This window comes from Alteromonas sp. DY56-G5, assembly GCF_041414725.1.
Classification (GTDB): Bacteria; Pseudomonadota; Gammaproteobacteria; order Enterobacterales; family Alteromonadaceae; genus Alteromonas; species Alteromonas macleodii.
The window spans coordinates 29,150-46,595 of the sequence record NZ_JANHZQ010000018.1 but is presented as its reverse complement, the minus strand read 5'-3'; the positions used below and the strand labels follow the sequence as shown (position 1 = coordinate 46,595).

At 46.0% G+C, this 17,446-nt stretch carries 17 protein-coding genes; 16 read left to right on the top strand and 1 reads right to left on the bottom strand.

What is annotated here, in order from left to right; all coding sequences use genetic code 11:
- The first annotated feature begins 83 nt into the window (after nucleotides 1-83).
- Nucleotides 84-1,385: an acyltransferase family protein gene (locus NO989_RS10835; protein WP_371342515.1), complete on the top strand. Its 1,302-nt coding sequence runs from the start codon at nucleotides 84-86 to the stop codon at nucleotides 1,383-1,385.
- 194 nt (nucleotides 1,386-1,579) lie between these two features.
- Here the strand turns inward: NO989_RS10835 and suhB are convergent, their stop codons facing one another.
- On the bottom strand, nucleotides 1,580-2,356 hold the full coding sequence (suhB, locus tag NO989_RS10830) for an inositol-1-monophosphatase (RefSeq protein ID WP_014950183.1): 777 nt from the start codon (nucleotides 2,354-2,356) through the stop codon (nucleotides 1,580-1,582).
- 255 nt (nucleotides 2,357-2,611) lie between these two features.
- Between suhB and trmJ the strand changes: the two genes are divergently transcribed.
- From trmJ to NO989_RS10755, 15 genes are all read left to right on the top strand, one after another.
- Nucleotides 2,612-3,376 (top strand): tRNA (cytosine(32)/uridine(32)-2'-O)-methyltransferase TrmJ, encoded by a 765-nt coding sequence (trmJ, locus tag NO989_RS10825; RefSeq protein WP_014950182.1) that lies wholly within the window; start codon nucleotides 2,612-2,614, stop codon nucleotides 3,374-3,376.
- A 5-nt stretch (nucleotides 3,377-3,381) separates the two neighbouring features.
- Entirely contained in the window at nucleotides 3,382-4,206 is an 825-nt protein-coding gene (gene cysE, locus NO989_RS10820) for a serine O-acetyltransferase (RefSeq protein WP_014950181.1), read from the top strand.
- A gap of 168 nt (nucleotides 4,207-4,374) precedes the next feature.
- Nucleotides 4,375-5,829, top strand: coding sequence for an NAD(P)/FAD-dependent oxidoreductase (locus NO989_RS10815; protein ID WP_061486185.1), 1,455 nt, complete (start codon nucleotides 4,375-4,377; stop codon nucleotides 5,827-5,829).
- 49 nt (nucleotides 5,830-5,878) lie between these two features.
- Nucleotides 5,879-6,790: an alpha/beta fold hydrolase gene (locus tag NO989_RS10810; RefSeq protein WP_101565283.1), complete on the top strand. Its 912-nt coding sequence runs from the start codon at nucleotides 5,879-5,881 to the stop codon at nucleotides 6,788-6,790.
- Nucleotides 6,791-7,038: 248 nt separating this feature from the next.
- Nucleotides 7,039-7,524, top strand: a complete 486-nt coding sequence (gene iscR, locus NO989_RS10805) for a Fe-S cluster assembly transcriptional regulator IscR (RefSeq protein ID WP_014950178.1) — start codon at nucleotides 7,039-7,041, stop codon at nucleotides 7,522-7,524.
- A gap of 18 nt (nucleotides 7,525-7,542) precedes the next feature.
- Nucleotides 7,543-8,709: an IscS subfamily cysteine desulfurase gene (locus NO989_RS10800; protein WP_239220135.1), complete on the top strand. Its 1,167-nt coding sequence runs from the start codon at nucleotides 7,543-7,545 to the stop codon at nucleotides 8,707-8,709.
- A 394-nt stretch (nucleotides 8,710-9,103) separates the two neighbouring features.
- A complete protein-coding gene (sufB, locus tag NO989_RS10795) occupies nucleotides 9,104-10,540 on the top strand; it encodes a Fe-S cluster assembly protein SufB (protein ID WP_014950176.1) in 1,437 nt (478 codons plus the stop codon).
- Nucleotides 10,541-10,543: 3 nt separating this feature from the next.
- Complete coding sequence (gene sufC / locus NO989_RS10790; RefSeq protein WP_014979831.1) at nucleotides 10,544-11,305, top strand: Fe-S cluster assembly ATPase SufC; 762 nt, start codon at nucleotides 10,544-10,546, stop codon at nucleotides 11,303-11,305.
- Nucleotides 11,302-12,558 carry a Fe-S cluster assembly protein SufD gene (gene sufD / locus NO989_RS10785; protein WP_371342514.1) on the top strand — a complete coding sequence of 419 codons (1,257 nt, stop codon included), beginning with the start codon at nucleotides 11,302-11,304 and terminating at the stop codon, nucleotides 12,556-12,558. Before sufC ends, sufD begins: the two co-directional genes overlap by 4 nt.
- On the top strand, nucleotides 12,555-13,772 hold the full coding sequence (locus NO989_RS10780) for an aminotransferase class V-fold PLP-dependent enzyme (RefSeq protein ID WP_371342513.1): 1,218 nt from the start codon (nucleotides 12,555-12,557) through the stop codon (nucleotides 13,770-13,772). Before sufD ends, NO989_RS10780 begins: the two co-directional genes overlap by 4 nt.
- A 9-nt stretch (nucleotides 13,773-13,781) precedes the next feature.
- Entirely contained in the window at nucleotides 13,782-14,138 is a 357-nt protein-coding gene (locus NO989_RS10775) for an iron-sulfur cluster assembly accessory protein (protein ID WP_014950172.1), read from the top strand.
- Between the two features lie 50 nt (nucleotides 14,139-14,188).
- Nucleotides 14,189-14,722 (top strand): putative Fe-S cluster assembly protein SufT, encoded by a 534-nt coding sequence (gene sufT, locus NO989_RS10770; protein WP_014977033.1) that lies wholly within the window; start codon nucleotides 14,189-14,191, stop codon nucleotides 14,720-14,722.
- Between the two features lie 59 nt (nucleotides 14,723-14,781).
- Nucleotides 14,782-15,192: a SufE family protein gene (locus tag NO989_RS10765; RefSeq protein ID WP_014950170.1), complete on the top strand. Its 411-nt coding sequence runs from the start codon at nucleotides 14,782-14,784 to the stop codon at nucleotides 15,190-15,192.
- 271 nt (nucleotides 15,193-15,463) lie between these two features.
- Nucleotides 15,464-15,895 (top strand): nucleoside-diphosphate kinase, encoded by a 432-nt coding sequence (ndk, locus tag NO989_RS10760; RefSeq protein WP_012519000.1) that lies wholly within the window; start codon nucleotides 15,464-15,466, stop codon nucleotides 15,893-15,895.
- Between the two features lie 411 nt (nucleotides 15,896-16,306).
- A complete protein-coding gene (locus NO989_RS10755; RefSeq protein WP_014977032.1) occupies nucleotides 16,307-17,425 on the top strand; it encodes a bifunctional tRNA (adenosine(37)-C2)-methyltransferase TrmG/ribosomal RNA large subunit methyltransferase RlmN in 1,119 nt (372 codons plus the stop codon).
- The last annotated feature ends 21 nt before the right edge of the window (nucleotides 17,426-17,446 follow it).

The window sequence follows — 17,446 nt, the reverse complement described above, 5'->3', positions numbered from 1 at the left end:
CTTAATTCTCGTCACTTAGGCGTTTGCTGTCGGACGTCTATCACATTAGATGCAACACGTTAGTTAAGCACTATTGAATAGGAGTGAGGACATTGACGCAAGCATATGTTGATCAGGAAGCAACGTTTGTTAATAGAACTTCAAAGGGGGAGGCGAGAGAGAAGGCCGTTGTCGAGAGTCCTGTCACTCAGCGTTATTTCGAGTTGGATGCACTGCGTGTCATCGCGTTTGGTGTACTCATTTTTTATCACATCGGAATGTATTACGTTTTAGAGTGGGGCTGGCATATAAAAAGCGACGTGCAATTTCCACTACTACAAGACGTGATGATATTGACCAACCAATGGCGTATGTCTTTATTATTTTTGATCTCTGCCATGGTATTTACCGTCGTGCTGCGCCGCGCTTATGGCCAAACGACCTCTCGCTGGCGTGTATCTCTTTCACTACTGGGGAAGAGGGCGTTGCGGATATTAATTCCTCTTGTATTCGGTATGTTTGTTATCGTCGCGCCACAAGTTTATGTAGAGTGGACAGTCAGCGGAGCACTAGCCATGCCGTTTAGCGAGTTCTACGTTGCTTACATTAATCCAAATACTGACTTGTTTATCGACAAACAATCGGTAATTGGCTTACTGACATGGAATCACCTTTGGTTTTTACCTTACCTTTTTGTGTATAGCGCTTTCATATTGCTGTTTTTCCCGCTTATCAGATTTGTGGAAGTAAGGGCGTTGAGAGTACTCGATAGTTTGGCGCTGTTTAGCGTGTTAGTGGTTACGATCATGACTGCCATATGGCTGGAACTACGAGTAGCATATCCCACGTCGCACGACTTGCTTAATGATTGGTATAGTCATGCAAAGTACTTTTTTGTGATGCTGGTAGGTATTGTGGTCGCGCTTAGACCCGCATTGTATGCTGCAATTATGAGGTCCCGTTACGTAAGCTTAACCATTGCGATAGTACTTTACAGCGTCATAATTTTAGACCGTCACGACTTGCTAGGCCCTACAGGGCAGTTAATGGAGTCGTCGCCTGGGTTTCGTGTTTTGGTTGGTGTAATCGTTGTACTTAATCACTGGGCATGGTTGGCAGCAATATTGGGGTTCGGTCGAAAATATTTGTCTAACCCGAGTAAGGTGGTGAGCTATTTGAACAAAGGCGTGTTGCCATACTATATGGTGCATCAAACGATAATTGTGGTGGCGGCGTTCTTTTTGAGCTCCCGTGTATCGTCGACACTCGGAGAATTTATTTTAATAACGCTAATAACCGTTGTGGGGTGCGCACTGACATACGAAGTCGCCAAGCGCTTTTTAATACTTAGATTTTTATTTGGCCTAAAGTTAAACACCAGTCCGCATAGCTCATTAGCCACTTAGCGAGAGGTAAAGTGTTCGTAATCGCGGTGTGTTACCGCAGGTATAACGAAACCAATAAGTGAGAAAAAGAAAAAGGCGCTATGTCACGTCATTCGTGTCATAGCGCCTTTACTGTTTAACTGTGCTTGGTTTATCGGCTCAGTTTATGTGCTTACGAGCGATTTATTTAAGATGCTTCTTATTTAAGATGCTTCTTACTTAAGATGCTTCACTAAGCCTTGAACAACCTTCACGCTACCAGCAACAATTTCGCCTTTGTGAAGCGGGTCGTTTCCGCCTTTAAAGTCAGTTACCAAGCCGCCAGCTTCACGAACAATAAGCTCACCTGCTGCGATATCCCAAGATTTAATGCCGCGCTCCCAGTAACCGTCGTGGCGGCCGGCTGCAACGTAAGCAAGGTCTAGCGCAGCACTACCTGCGCGGCGAATGTCACCCACTTCGTGGAAAATCTTGTTTAAGCTTAGTGCATACTCGCCAAACTGAGATTTGTTCTTAAACGGTAAGCCAGTAGCAATAATGGTTTCAGAAAGGTCACGAGGCTTAGAAGCACGAATACGATAACCATTAAGCTGCGCGCCTTGACCACGGCTCGCGGTGAATAGTTCGCTGCGAATTGGGTCGAAAACAACCGCTTGATCTAAGCGACCTTTGTGAAGAAGTGCAATTGAAACGGCAAAGTGAGGAATGCCTTTTACAAAGTTAGTGGTGCCATCTAGTGGATCGATGATCCACTGATAATCAGTTTCTGTGCCCAACACTTCACCCGATTCTTCACCTAGGAAGCAATGGTTCGGGTAAGACTGCTGAATTTTGGCAATAATTGCTTGTTCTGCTTCTTTATCAACTTGAGTAACGAAGTCGTTTAAGCCTTTTGACTCTGTTGCTACTTCATTATGTTTTTCAAAACCACGAACAATAACTGTTCCAGCCGCACGCGCAGCGCGCACCGCAATATTCAGCATAGGATGCATAGATAAACCACCAATTGTAAAAGACCAATGAAAAAAACTAACTGTACAAAAAATAGCTAGTTGTTTTCGAAAACGGGCGGAGTCTACCAGAATCTATGCGCGATGCAAATGAATTCCCAGCACAATAGCGTGAATAGCCATCTATACTGCCACTGTGTTAAACTTCATGCTATTAAGGTCTGTAAGATAGTACGCCAAAAGCGCGTGATATCGAATTAAAGACGCTATCCAAATAAGTACGTAGGTATTACACGCATGCTCGAGAATATTCGCATTATTTTAGTTAACACGTCTCACACGGGAAACATCGGCTCGACAGCAAGAGCGATGAAAACCATGGGGCTGAGCAGCTTATATCTTGTCGACCCAGTAAATGAGCCAGACGGCCAAGCAAGTGCATTGGCGGCAGGGGCTGGTGATGTGCTTGCTAACGCGAAAATTGTAAGCACGCTGGAAGAGGCAGTTAAAGACTGTGGCTTGGTAGTAGGGACGTCTGCACGCTCTCGCACTCATTCATGGCCTATGTTAGGCCCGCGCGACTGTGGCGAAAAGCTGGTCCAAGAAGTAGAAAAGTACCCGGTAGCCTTGGTGTTTGGGCGTGAGAACAGTGGTTTAACTAATGAAGAGCTGCAGCAGTGTCACTTCCATATGTGTATTCCAGCCAACCCTGAATATAGCTCACTTAATTTAGCAGCAGCAGTGCAAACCCTTTGTTATGAGATTCGCATGGCCTATCTAAATCGCGAAACATATCCAAGTGTTGAGGAAGAATATCCACTGAATGACGATTTAGAGCGTTTTTATACGCATTTGGAAACCACGCTGGAAGGCACGTCGTTCATTCGCAAAAGTCACCCGGGTGTGGTTATGACTAAGCTGCGCCGCTTGTTTAACCGAGCGCGCCCTGAGTCTCAAGAGCTTAATATATTACGCGGTATATTGGCGTCTATCGATAAATCGGTGAAGAATGCTAACTCTGGCGATGCAGACCCTGCACCAGCGATAGAAGAAAAAGAGTAAACACTATGTTCGCCCGTATAAAAGATGATATTCAAGGTGTATTTCATCGCGACCCAGCGGCCAGAAACACCTTTGAAGTGCTAACCAACTACCCTGGACTTCATGCAGTGTGGCTGCATCGCATTAGTCACAAACTATGGAAGGCTGAATGGAAATGGTTGGCACGCAGTTTATCAACCTTTAGCCGTTGGCTTACGGGGATTGAAATTCATCCTGGTGCCACGTTAGGACGACGGGTATTTATCGACCACGGTATGGGTGTGGTCATTGGTGAAACTGCAGAAATTGGCGATGATGTCACCCTTTACCACGGCGTTACTCTTGGAGGCACTAGCTGGAGAGCAGGTAAGCGCCACCCAACCCTTAAAAAAGGCGCTGTAGTTGGGGCTGGTGCTAAAGTGTTAGGGCCTATTATTATAGGTGAAAACGCTAAAGTAGGGTCTAACTCTGTGGTCGTAAAAGATATTCCTGATGGCGCTACGGCGGTGGGAATCCCGGGTCGTATCATTATCTCGAAGCAAAAAGAGATGAATGCGTCGGTAAACCCCGAGCGAGATAAAATTGCCCAGAAGTATGGTTTTGATGCCTATGCTGTCGCGCCAGATAACCCTGATCCTGTGGCCAATGCGATGGGCATAATGCTAGAGCACATGCACCAAATGGACACCAAAGTGGAAGAGATGTGCAAGGTCATTCAGTCACTAGGTGGCGATGTGTGTACCGATAATTTACACAATATTAGCGCTGAAGATTTCGCAGAAACGGGTTTCGACCTAACGGAAACCCAAGAGCGAGAGAAGGCTCATTCTTCTTTCGACCCCGCTATTTAACTCTAATTCCGCATACTATTTTCGGGTGCTAAGGCCGAGAACCTTCACCCTTATATAGTAAATATTCACAAAGGCTTGTTTTTACACCACATTAACAAGCACATTGACTCATGCATAACTCCAACATACATTGAGATGAAAGGTTGATCATCACTTTTCAGGGACGTTATGCAAGAAACAGCGCCATTACTCGACGTACTAATTGTTGGAGCCGGAATTTCGGGTATCGGCTGCGCCTACCACATTCAAAAAAAATGTCCTGACCTTTCATATTCTATTATAGAAGCCCGCGGTGATTTGGGCGGCACATGGGATTTATTCAAATACCCGGGAATACGCTCAGATTCTGATTTATTCACCTTTGGCTACGAATTCAAACCTTGGAAAGAGAAAAAGGCCATTGCTGATGGTCGTTCAATAAAGGCTTATGTAGAAGAAACCGCGGCTGAAAACGGTATTAAAGAGCACATACGTTTTTTAACTCGTGTGGTAGATATAGATTGGCAAAGCGATAAACACTATTGGCGGGTTACGTTAAAGTCAGAAGAGAGTGGGCGGCATGAGCACATTGCCGCCAGATGGATATTTAACGCTTCGGGTTATTATCGATACGATAAAGGTTATGCACCACATTTCAAAGGGCAATCACAATTTAACGGTCAGATTGTACATCCACAGCATTGGCCTGAAGATCTGGATTACGAAAACAAACGCGTCGTGGTAATCGGAAGCGGTGCAACGGCGGTAACGCTGGTTCCCGCACTAGCGAAAAGCGCATCGCACGTGACTATGCTGCAAAGAACGCCATCCTACGTATTGCCTGTGCCCGTAGATGATCCAATCGCAAAACATTTACGCGCGTGGTTTAGCGAGGATACAGCGTTTAAAGCTGCGCGTTGGTTTAACATAGCGAAACAGCGTTGGGTGTACGTGTTTTGTCAGCGCTTTCCGCATCGTGCGCGCAAAATAATACGCAGTCTTAATGCAAAAATGTTACCCGAAGGATATCCAGTAGATATACACTTTAACCCACCTTACAATCCTTGGGAGCAGCGACTGTGTGCAGTTCCGGGTGGAGATTTATTCGAGTCAATTTCGAAAGGTAAGGCGTCGGTTGCAACAGATACTATAGATACGTTTACTGAAACGGGCATTAAACTTGATTCGGGCCAGCATATTGAAGCAGATATTATAGTAACAGCCACCGGATTAAGCCTTCTGCCTTTAGGAGGGATAGTGCCAAAAATTGATGGTGAAGCTGTTTCGCTTCCAGAATGTGTTACGTATAAAGGTATGTTACTCAGTGGCGTGCCTAATTTTGCTATTGCGGTGGGCTATACAGCTTCATCGTGGACACTAAAAATTGGCCTTCTATGTGAACATTTCACGCGATTGCTCAATCATATGGAAGAGCACGGCTTTACACAGTGTACACCTGTAGCAGACCCAAATATGGAAACACAACCGTTGCTAAACTTTGGCGCTGGCTACATCCAACGCTCTTTAGAACAGTTGCCACGTCAAGGCATGCAGTTTCCTTGGTCTATGTCGTTCAATTATGCACAAGACGTGAAAATTTTTCGGAAAGGCCGTGTAGACGATCCAGCGCTTAAGTTTGAATAGAAATTTTAATAGACGCACACTTACTTTTATTAAATCACGAGAGCTTTAAATGAGTTTAGCCCAGCATCATGAGCAATACGTAACGCTTAAAAGCGGTGATAGGTTTTGCTATGCCGAACATGGTGTCGGAAATACCGACACCATTGTACTTATTGTGGGTTTAGGTCTTCAGTTGGTTTATTGGCCAAACGCGCTTATAGAGCGTTTAGTTTCTAGTGGATTTCGCGTTATTTGCTTTGACAATCGTGATGCAGGAAGGTCAGTACGCAGCGACACACCGCATCCCAGCCTATTACAGCAGTTAAGAGGAAGGTCGCCGAAAGGTGCATATGGACTTGAACGGATGGCTGAAGATACTGCACAGTTGTTAGAGGCGCTAAATATATCAAGCGCACATATCGCAGGAATGTCTATGGGAGGGATGATTGCACAGACTCTTGCAAGTCTGCATCCTGAAAAAGTGATATCTATGACGTCTATTTTCTCAACGACAGGGAATCGCCGCGTAGGGCAACCCTCTTATTCAACGCTATGGCGAATGGCAAGAGCTAAAGCGCCAATGAACGAAAAAGACGCAGTAAAAAACTATCAGGCAATGATGACGCATATTGGCGATGTAGCTGCAAACGGAGCCGTAAATCAATGGCATCAGTACGCGCGTTTGGCATGGCAGCGAAATGGTGGCAAAAGTGATGCAAAAGCGATGTTCCGGCAAATCGGTGCTATTTTGAAATCCGGGGACCGAACGCCAATGCTTCAAAATGTCAAAGCCCCAACATTAGTGATACACGGAGATGTTGATCACATGGTGCATCCCAGTGGCGGTGTTGCGACAGCCAGGGCTATATCAGGTGCTAAACATCAAATATTGCGCGGGTTGCGCCATCAAATAGATACCGTTCAATCACATCGGATAGCAGACAGTATTCTTGCTCATATTCACTTAAATGCAAACAAATAGCGCTTATGGTCGCCAATATTATTTACCCTTCAAATAAGCCATTCATCGCCTTTTATTAGCAGACCTTTCCGCGCAAATTTTGCGCCTAATAGTGCTTAATAGGATGGTGCTTAAACGAAACGAAAGTCCTGATACAAAAAAGCGATGAATCGAATCAATAATACCTGACTAATTTACTGGGTCTTATACTTGACCATTTTAGTCGGGTATGTGAAAATTCTCGCACTATAAAACGGCGGGAGAATCCAATGAAACTCACTTCGAAAGGGCGCTATGCGGTTACCGCAATGCTTGATGTCGCTTTGCATTCAAAGCGTGGTCCAGTGCCTCTTGCCGACATTTCAGAACGACAAGAAATTTCTTTATCTTACCTTGAACAGCTTTTTTCTCGATTGCGTAAAGAGCAATTGGTAGACAGCGTTCGCGGGCCTGGCGGCGGCTATTTGTTAGGCCGTGAAGCAAGCAAAATTGCGATAGGCGAAGTTATTCGCGCCGTCGACGAGTCCATTGATGCGACACGTTGCCAAGGACAAGCAGACTGCCAAGGCGGCGATCGCTGCCTAACGCACAGCTTGTGGCAAGACCTAAGTGATCGCATTGCGGCGTTTCTAAATTCAATCACGCTTGGCGAATTAATGGCAAAGCGTGATGTGCAAGAAGTAGCCGACCGCCAAGACGGTAATGCATCACTTCGTCATATCACCAAAGATATCGAAGTTAGTATTCAACTTTAAATTGGTATTGAGTAACGCATGGCTTTATCAACACCCATTTATTTAGATTACGCAGCAACAACACCGGTAGACCCGAATGTGGCCGAGGCAATGGCAAAATGCCTAACGCTGGATGGCAACTTTGGTAACCCAGCTTCTCGTAGCTATCGCTTCGGCTGGATGGCAGAAGAAGCGGTTGATGTTGCTAGAAATCAAATCAGCGACGCGCTTAATTGCGACCCTAGAGAAATTGTTTTTACTTCGGGGGCCACTGAATCGAACAATCTTGCTATAAAAGGCGTCGCCCAAGGTTATGCCAATAAAGGCAAACATATCATTACCGTTAATACCGAACACAAAGCGGTGTTAGATACCTGTGAGTACTTACAAAGCCAAGGCTTTGAGGTTACGTATCTTGAAGTACAGCCGAACGGGTTAATTGATTTATATGCGCTTGAAAATGCGTTGCGCGACGACACTATTTTGGTGTCGGTGATGCACGTTAACAATGAACTTGGGGTTATCCAAGACATTCAAGCTATTGGCCAGCTTTGTCGTGACAAAGGCATTCTTTTTCATGTGGATGGTGCGCAAAGTGTGGGCAAAATTGCCATTGATTTAGCTGAGCTTCCTATAGATTTGCTGTCTATATCGGCGCACAAGATATACGGCCCGAAAGGTATGGGGGCACTATATGTGCGTCGCCGTCCCAAAATTAATCTGGTGGCACAAATTCATGGCGGTGGCCACGAGCGCGGCATGCGGTCGGGTACATTAGCCACCCATCAAATTGTTGGAATGGGTGAAGCCATCGCGCTAGCCTCCTCAAAAATGGAAGAGGACAGTGCGCGCATATTAGCGCTGCGTGAATCGCTGTGGCAGGGCCTTCAGCAGCTCGACGATGTCTATTTAAACGGACACGCCACACAGCGAATCCCAGGCATTCTAAATGTGAGTTTTGCGGGTGTAGACGGCGAAAGCTTGATGATGGGCTTAAATGATATTGCCGTATCTTCAGGGTCGGCATGTACGTCAGCGAGTTTAGAGCCTTCGTATGTGTTAAAAGCGATTGGCCGCAGCAATGAATTGGCACATGCAGGAATTAGATTCAGCGTGGGGCGTTTTACGACCCAAGAAGACATCGATTACGTAATACAAAAAGTAGTGGATGTAACAACAAGACTACGCCAAGCGGTTTCAGCATAAACGCCTATACCGTCGTTGAGCGCGGGTTTTTGTAGTAGGCAAAGCGTAGTTAGTGTTAGCGCATTCTTTTTTATTTTAGTGAATGTGGAAGAAAATTAATGCGCATTTGAAGGAAATTGACCTTTAAGCAGCGTGTAAAACGCGTAAGTGGCCATAAATTAATGGCTGAATATTTGAGTGAAATAGTCGGGTATTATATACTACGGCACCAAAATTTTAGGCTGTCCGCAATGTAACTGGCAGTTTTGGCAACTCTTTTGGGCGTAAACCCAAATAAATGACGTTGTTGAAGTTGAAAGTCGATATAAATTACCAAGACCGTGGGGTGATTTATTTGCCAGTTGAATAGAAAGGTTAGTGGCAGCAAATGCAGGCAAACAAGTGAGATCCCAACATGAGTGAACAGATCGAACAGGCGTTAGAAAGAAAGTACGATGCGGGTTTCTATTCAGAAATCGAATCGGAAACGTTTGAAAGCGGCCTGGACGAGTCGGTTATCCGCCGCATATCAGCAATGAAAAACGAGCCTGAATGGATGCTTGAATGGCGTTTGAAGTCTTATCATGCATGGCTAGAAATGGAAGAGCCTGATTGGGCGCATGTCGACTATCCGAAAATCGATTATCAGGCCATTTCTTATTACTCGGCACCAAAGAGTATGAAAGATAAGCCTAAGTCGCTAGATGAAGTTGACCCTGAGCTACTTCGCACCTATGAAAAGCTGGGCATTCCTCTACACGAGCAGGAAATGCTGGCAGGCGTTGCGGTAGATGCGGTATTCGACTCGGTATCGGTTGTCACTACGTTCCGCGATAAGCTTGAAGAAGCGGGAGTGATCTTTTGCCCAATTTCTGAGGCAGTACAGAAGTACCCAGACCTTGTAAAGAAATACATCGGTTCGGTAGTGCCGCGCACAGATAACTATTTTGCTGCGCTTAATAGCGCTGTATTTACTGACGGTTCATTTGTCTATATTCCAAAAGGCACACGTTGCCCAATGGAGCTTTCTACTTATTTTCGTATTAACGAAATGAACACCGGTCAGTTCGAGCGTACCTTGATTGTTGCTGATGAAGGCAGCTATGTAAGCTACCTTGAAGGTTGTACCGCGCCACAGCGAGATGAAAACCAGCTGCATGCGGCAGTGGTTGAACTAGTGGCAATGGACGATGCGCAGATTAAATACTCAACAGTACAGAACTGGTACCCAGGTGACGAGAACGGTAAAGGCGGTATCTACAACTTCGTGACAAAACGTGGTGTAGCGCATACCAATGCGAAAATCTCGTGGACGCAGGTTGAAACTGGCTCTGCGGTTACGTGGAAGTACCCAAGCTGTGTACTTAAAGGCGACAACAGTGTAGGTGAATTCTATTCAGTAGCGCTAACGCGCGGTCGCCAGCAGGCTGATACCGGAACTAAGATGATCCACGTGGGTAAAAATACCAAGTCGACCATTATCTCTAAAGGTATCTCAGCGGGTAACAGTAACAACGCCTATCGCGGGCTTGTTCAAATGGGCCCTCGCGCAGACGGAGCACGTAACTTCACCGAGTGTGACTCGCTACTTATCGGTGACAAATGTGGCGCGCACACATTCCCGTATATCGAAAGCCGCAACCCTTCAGCCATTGTTGAGCACGAAGCAACAACATCGAAGGTGAGCGACGAACAATTATTCCTGTGTCAGCAACGTGGCTTAGACACAGAAAAGGCCGTTTCTATGATTGTTAACGGTTTCTGTAAAGAAGTATTCAAAGAGCTGCCAATGGAATTTGCCGTAGAAGCCGGCAAGCTGCTCGAAATTAGTCTTGAAGGTTCAGTGGGGTAATCAATGCTTAGTATCAAGAATTTACATGCCAGCGTGGAAGAGAAAAACATCATTAAAGGTCTTAACCTTGAAGTTAAACCTGGTGAAGTACACGCTATCATGGGCCCCAACGGAGCCGGTAAAAGTACACTAGGCTACGTCCTATCTGGTCGTGATGGTTACGAAGTAAGCGAAGGCGAAGCCACGCTTAACGGTAAAGACCTATTAGAGCTTGAAGTAGAAGAGCGTGCCCGTGAAGGCCTTTTCCTTGCGTTCCAATACCCAGTTGAAATTCCTGGCGTAAGCAATATGGAATTCATGAAAGAGTCAGTTAACGCTATGCGCGAACAGCGCGGCGAAGCGCCATTAACAGCTGCTGAGTTTTTAAAGAAAGCAAAAGAAGCGTGCAAGCAGGTACAGCTTCCATTGGATTTCTTGAAGCGCGGTGTAAACGAAGGTTTCTCTGGTGGTGAGAAGAAGCGTAACGAAATCATGCAAATGATTTTGCTAGAGCCAAAGCTTTGTATTCTAGATGAATCAGACTCAGGCCTTGACGTTGATGCACTTCAGGTTGTTGCCGATGGTGTTAATAGCCAGCGCGACGGTGAGCGTAGCTTCATCGTTGTTACCCACTACCAGCGTCTTCTAGACTACATCAAGCCTGACTTCGTTCACATTCTTGCCGACGGCAAAATCGTGAAAAGCGGTGACGCGTCACTAGCGCTAGAAGTTGAGAAGAGCGGATACGCATTCCTAGGTAAAGCGTACGAGGAGGCTGAAGCATGAGTCAATGGCTAGAACAGGTCATTGATGCGGCGCAAATCTCCGATTACTTAGCGCCCGTGCGTCAGCAGGCCTTAGAAAAGTTAAAAGCTGATGGTTGGCCAGCCCGTAGAAACGAAACCTGGCGCTTTACACCGTTAACGCCACTTGAGAAGCGTGAAGCGAAGCAAGCGGTTCAGGCAGATTATCTACCAGTACCCGCTATCGATAACCTAAATGCTATTGACCTTGTATTCGTAGACGGTGTATTGGTTACGCAGGTTAATACGCTAAATGTGCCAGCGGGCATGAGCATCACGTCGCTTAATAATGATGATGCTGCCACGCAACAAGCGATCAGCAGTGTATACGGTCAGGTTAAACCAACCCGTCATATGTTTGGTCTAGTTAACGACGCGCTGTGCCAACATGGTATATTTATTAATGTTGAAGCGGGTGCGAAGATTGAAACGCCAATTCGCATTGTGAATATGGCCTCGCAGAACGTTGATGCCCATACGCGTGTGGTTGTGAAGGTTGCTGAAGGCGCTAGTGCTACTGTTATCGAGCAAGGTTTTGGCGATACGGAAAGTTTAACCACTGCGTTTGCTGAATATGACCTTGCTGATGATGCACATCTAGAACACTATCGTTTTGCTATGTTTACTGGCAAAGCCAAGCAATTAGGCGGCAGCCACTTCAAACTTCATAACCGCACCACGCTTAACAGCACCATGGTGGGCTATGGAAGTGAGCTTTCCCGTTTAGATGTAGACATTCATCACGCCGGCGAATTTGCCGATGCAAAAATGAATGCCATTTATCTTCTGGCGGAAGGCGAGTTATTTGACCTTCACTCCACCATTGAGCACGCGATGCCTAATGGCACAACAGAAGAAAACGCGCGTGGGATTGTAGGCGATAAAGCACGTGCTGTGTTTAATGGTCGCATTCATATTCATCGTGATGCGCAAAAGACATTGGCTGAACTTAATAACCGCAACTTGTTGCTATCTCGCCGTGGCGTTATCAACACTAAGCCTGAGCTTGAAATTTATGCTGATGACGTAAAATGTGCCCACGGTGCAACGGTTGCTGAAATTGAAGAAGAAGCCTTGTATTACATGCTTACCCGCGGCGTTTCTCGCAGTAAAGCACTGGTAATGCTCAACTTTGGCTTCATTCAAGAGCTTATAAATGACGTGCCTAATGCGGCAGTCCGTGAATGGCTAGCACCAATTTTAAGTGAGCGCTTCGCCCAAATGGAGGTGAAATGAGCTTAGACGTTGCAGCACTTCGTGCCCAGTTTCCTATTTTATCTAAAACGGTAGACGGCAAGCCGCTGGTCTACCTAGATAATGCGGCAACAACACAAAAACCTCAGGCCGTTATCGACGCCTTAGTAGATTTTTACACGGGGGCGAATGCAAACGTGCACCGCGGTGCGCACCATTTATCGGATGAAGCCACGCGCCGTTACGAAAATGCACGTACCAGCGTTGCAAAGTTCATTAACGCGAAAGCGCGTGAAGAAGTTATCTGGACGTCGGGCACCACAGAAGCCATTAATATAGTCGCCAATGGTCTTGGACAGCTACTAAGCGAAGGTGACGAAGTGATGGTGACTGAGCTTGAGCACCACGCAAACTTGGTGACTTGGCAACAAGCGTGTCGCCGTTCTGGTGCAACGCTAAATGTTGTACCTATTTTCGACAGCGGAGAGTTAGACGTAGACGCTTTCGATAGGCTGCTGTCTGAAAACACTAAGCTGGTGGCGTTTCCTCACGTATCGAATGCATTAGGAACGGTTAACCCAATTAAACTGCTTACTGAAAAAGCGAAAGCGGTAGGCGCATGGGTGCTGGTTGATGGCGCACAGGGCATTGCTCACGGCGGTGTTGACGTACAAGACATTGGCTGTGATTTTTACGCGTTTTCAGGCCACAAGCTATTCGGCCCAACGGGCATTGGCTGTCTGTGGGGCAAAAAAGAGGTGCTAGAAACCTGGCCTGTTTGGCAGGTAGGCGGCGAGATGATCAAAGACGTGACTTACCATGAAGCCACATGGGGTGCGTTGCCAAATCGCTTAGAAGCCGGTACGCCAAACATCGCAGGTGCCATTGGTATGGGCGCTGCAGTAGATTGGTTTAGTGCCCTTGATGTCAATGCTTTGCATGAACATGAACAAAAGCTGCTGGCCTATGCTACCGAGCAGGCCGAAGCGTTTGACGGTATGCGGATAATCGGTACAGCACCTAACAAGGTAGGCGTGCTGAGTTTTCTCCTGGAAGGTGCGCACCCGGCGGACGTGGGCTTCATTCTCGATAGACAAGGCGTTGCGATCCGTACCGGTGATAACTGTGCACAGCCGCTAATGAAGCGCTTTGGTATTCCGGGTACTGCCCGTGCGTCGTTCTCAATTTACAATACGCTTGAAGAAGTAGACAGCCTATTTGCTGCGCTTAAAAAAGCAAAAATGATGTTGGCCTAAGGAGGCATTATGAGTGTTGAAACTTTCGTACCTAGTACAAAACTCATTTCGCTAACTGACAGTGCCGTTAAGCATTTCGAAAGTAAGCTTAAAGACAAGCCGGGTCAGTTAATTCGTTTATCGACAAAAGTAAGCGGCTGTACAGGTTACGCCTACGTGCTTGATTTCGCAGATAGCGCGCAAGCCGATGACGAAATTGTTGAAATTTCGCCACTACTCAACGTAGCCGTGGCTGCAGATGCCACCGACCTACTGCGTAATACAGAAATTGATTACGTTACAGAAGGTGTGAACGGCGTCATTAAATACAACAACCCGAACGTGGTTGATGAGTGCGGATGCGGTGAAAGCTTTAACGTAGGCTAAGTGCCACGTCAAAGGCCATCAGTGGTAGAACAAAGAGTACTAAGTAGTTTATGAAGCAAAAAATGGTGACCACCGAGCGCGATTGTAAAGCGCGCTTAGTTCCTGCGGGCAATCCTACCGTGATCCCTGAAGGCGAGTTTGTGAATATCACCCAAGAGCTCGGTGGTAACTATACGGTAACGTGGCGTGGCAACATGTATCGCATCGACGGTACTGATGCAGGTGCTATTGGCCGTAAAGCGATGACTCTGAGCTTTGACGCGCCAGAAGATGGCAATATTAGCGAGCAGCAAGTGTGGGACGCGTTAGAAACTATCTTTGACCCTGAGATCCCTATCAATCTCGTATCTCTTGGTCTTATCTACAAAGTGGAAATTGATCAAGATACTAGCAGCGTCAATATTGATATGACCCTGACCGCACCAGGCTGTGGCATGGGCCCAGTATTGGTTGGTGATGTTGAATACCGCGTTGCTATGGTTCCTCATGTTAAAAACGTCAACGTAGAGCTTGTATTCGACCCTGCATGGTCCCGTGATATGATGAGTGAAGAAGCACAGCTTGAAGCCGGTCTGTTCTTCTAATCATCCACGCAGTGAAATTTAATCACACAACTTTTCAAACAAATTAAGCGGAAATAGTAATGCAACTACCTAGCAGTGACGAAATTATTGATGATTTAGCGTTCTTCGACGATTGGGAACAGCGTTATCAGTACATCATTGATTTAGGGAAATCTATTCCGGGCTTGCCTGAAGATGCTAAAACACCCGAGCGTTTGGTCAAAGGGTGTCAGAGCAGCGTTTGGTTGGTGGAGTCTTACGATGGCAATAAAATCAACTTTGACGTAGACAGCGATGCAGTTATCGTTCAAGGGCTGCTTGCGTTAGTACTTGCCGCTTATAATGACAAAACGCCAACAGATATTTTGGCGTTTGATATCGACGGCTATTTTGAAGCACTAGACCTAGAGCGTCATATAACGCCAACCCGCGGCAATGGCTTACGCGCCATTGTGGGTAAAATTCAAGAATTAGCAAAAGCCAACGCTTAACTTTTTAAGCGTTGGTTTCTTTAAGCCGTTTTAGGGTTTCATAGTAAAGGCAGTGGGGCAGGTGAGTCCTCGATAATTAGTTCTGTGCAAAATAATCTGTACGCTGTCATCATATTGTCATCGCCAACAGGCTAACCTTTCTCTACATTTGCGCATAAAAACAGTACTTTATATCTGATTTGATAAAGGCTCTGGTCAAGCTGCTATTTATTGCCTATAATTCGCGGCCAAAATTTTAAAGATACACACACTATTTGTTTGGAGAGAGAACATGGCTCTTGAGCGTACTTTTTCGATTATCAAGCCTGATGCGGTAGCTAAAAACGTAATCGGTGCAATTTACAACCGTTTCGAATCTGCAGGTCTTCGCATCGTGGCATCTAAGATGATCCACATGAGCAAAGAGCAAGCAGAAGGCTTCTATGCAGAACACAAAGAGCGTCCTTTCTTCGGCGCACTTGTAGACTTCATGACGTCTGGTCCTGTTATGGTTCAAGTACTAGAAGGCGAAAACGCAGTTCTAGCTAATCGTGAAATCATGGGCGCAACTAACCCAGCTGATGCAGCTGCAGGTACACTACGTTCAGACTACGCTGCGTCAATCGACGAAAACGCAGTTCACGGTTCTGACGCACCTGAGTCAGCAGCACGTGAAATTGCTTACTTCTTCTCTGAAGAAGAAATCTGCCCACGTACTCGCTAAGATTACGTAGGTAGATAAACGGGGCTATAAGCCCCGTTTTTTGTTTCTGAGCGTCTGAGCACGCTTTATGCTGCTTTGCTCGGCGCTCATTTAGGCAAGCTAAACCACGCTTCTCGCGCATTGCCTAAAGCGCGCTCAGTCACTCAGAAGAAAGATACATGCTTTATGCTGCTTTGCTCGGCGCTCATTTAGGCGAGCTAAACCACGCTTCTCGCGCATTGCCAAACTTAACGTTTCTCTGCGTTAAATCGGCTTTTTCTCAAATCTCATCTGTGGTAAAATCCGCGCAAATTTTAATCAGCGCTTTTCTTTTTCTTAAATGTCGTTCAAGACATAGTCGAATCGCTGGTTTTTACACCGTATTCAGTAGTAAGAGGGGCATCCCTCGAAGGTAAAAGGGTCATCTTATTCATGGCAAAAACTAACTTATTAAACTTAAATCGCGAAGGCTTGCGCAATTTCTTCAAAGAAATGGGCGAGAAACCGTTTCGTGCCGATCAGGTGATGAAATGGATTTACCAGCACGGTATCAGCGATTTCGAGGAAATGAGTAACCTCAATAAAAACCTTCGCGCGATGCTCATTGAAAATTGCGAAATTAAAGCGCCTGAAATTGCATACTTTCAAGAAGCGAGCGACGGAACTATTAAGTTTGCACTTACCCTTGAAGGTGGTCAGGAAGTTGAATCTGTTTGGATCCCAGAAACTGACCGTGCAACGCTTTGCGTGTCATCACAGGTAGGTTGCGCGCTAGAGTGTACTTTCTGTTCAACCGCGCAGCAGGGGTTTAACCGTAACCTAAGTGTAAGTGAAATTATTGGTCAGGTATGGCGTGTAGCTACTTTCCTTGGTCTTTCAAAAGACTCAAGCAAACGCCCTATCACTAACGTAGTAATGATGGGTATGGGTGAGCCACTGCTTAACCTTAAAAACGTTGTACCAGCAATGGATATTATGCTGGACGATTTCGGTTTCGGCCTGTCTAAACGCCGCGTTACGCTAAGTACATCGGGCGTGGTTCCAGCGCTAGATATGTTGGGTGACCAAATAGACGTAGCGTTAGCTATTTCATTACACGCACCCACCGATGAGTTGCGCAACGAAATCGTGCCTATCAATAAGAAGTACAATATCGAAGCCTTCTTAGCAGGCGTACGTCGTTATCTGGCCAAATCTAAAGCGAACCAAGGCCGTGTAACGGTAGAATACGTTATGCTTTCAAACATCAATGACAGCACTGAACAAGCGCACCAGTTGGCAAAGGTATTGAAAGACACACCTAGTAAAATAAACTTAATACCATTTAACCCTTACCCAGGTTCGCCTTATACATGTTCAAGCAATTCGCGTATTGATAGATTCGCAAAAGTGCTTATGGAATATGGGTTTACAACCGTTGTGCGTAAAACGCGAGGTGATGATATCGACGCAGCATGCGGTCAATTAGTGGGTGATGTGGTAGACAGAACGAAAAGAATGTTAAAAAAACAGGTGAAGGGCGAAGCAATTTCAGTAAAAATGGCCCAATAATCATTAAGATATTAGGGTAAG

Coding starts and splice junctions, on each gene's coding strand:
- NO989_RS10775 (WP_014950172.1), top strand. CDS start 13,782: ATGAGTGTTGAAACTTTCGTACCTAGTACAAAACTCATTTCGCTAACT.
- sufT (WP_014977033.1), top strand. CDS start 14,189: ATGAAGCAAAAAATGGTGACCACCGAGCGCGATTGTAAAGCGCGCTTA.
- ndk (WP_012519000.1), top strand. CDS start 15,464: ATGGCTCTTGAGCGTACTTTTTCGATTATCAAGCCTGATGCGGTAGCT.
- NO989_RS10800 (WP_239220135.1), top strand. CDS start 7,543: ATGGCTTTATCAACACCCATTTATTTAGATTACGCAGCAACAACACCG.
- NO989_RS10755 (WP_014977032.1), top strand. CDS start 16,307: ATGGCAAAAACTAACTTATTAAACTTAAATCGCGAAGGCTTGCGCAAT.
- sufB (WP_014950176.1), top strand. CDS start 9,104: ATGAGTGAACAGATCGAACAGGCGTTAGAAAGAAAGTACGATGCGGGT.
- sufD (WP_371342514.1), top strand. CDS start 11,302: ATGAGTCAATGGCTAGAACAGGTCATTGATGCGGCGCAAATCTCCGAT.
- cysE (WP_014950181.1), top strand. CDS start 3,382: ATGTTCGCCCGTATAAAAGATGATATTCAAGGTGTATTTCATCGCGAC.
- NO989_RS10780 (WP_371342513.1), top strand. CDS start 12,555: ATGAGCTTAGACGTTGCAGCACTTCGTGCCCAGTTTCCTATTTTATCT.
- NO989_RS10815 (WP_061486185.1), top strand. CDS start 4,375: ATGCAAGAAACAGCGCCATTACTCGACGTACTAATTGTTGGAGCCGGA.
- iscR (WP_014950178.1), top strand. CDS start 7,039: ATGAAACTCACTTCGAAAGGGCGCTATGCGGTTACCGCAATGCTTGAT.
- NO989_RS10810 (WP_101565283.1), top strand. CDS start 5,879: ATGAGTTTAGCCCAGCATCATGAGCAATACGTAACGCTTAAAAGCGGT.
- sufC (WP_014979831.1), top strand. CDS start 10,544: ATGCTTAGTATCAAGAATTTACATGCCAGCGTGGAAGAGAAAAACATC.
- trmJ (WP_014950182.1), top strand. CDS start 2,612: ATGCTCGAGAATATTCGCATTATTTTAGTTAACACGTCTCACACGGGA.
- suhB (WP_014950183.1), bottom strand. CDS start 2,356: ATGCATCCTATGCTGAATATTGCGGTGCGCGCTGCGCGTGCGGCTGGA.
- NO989_RS10765 (WP_014950170.1), top strand. CDS start 14,782: ATGCAACTACCTAGCAGTGACGAAATTATTGATGATTTAGCGTTCTTC.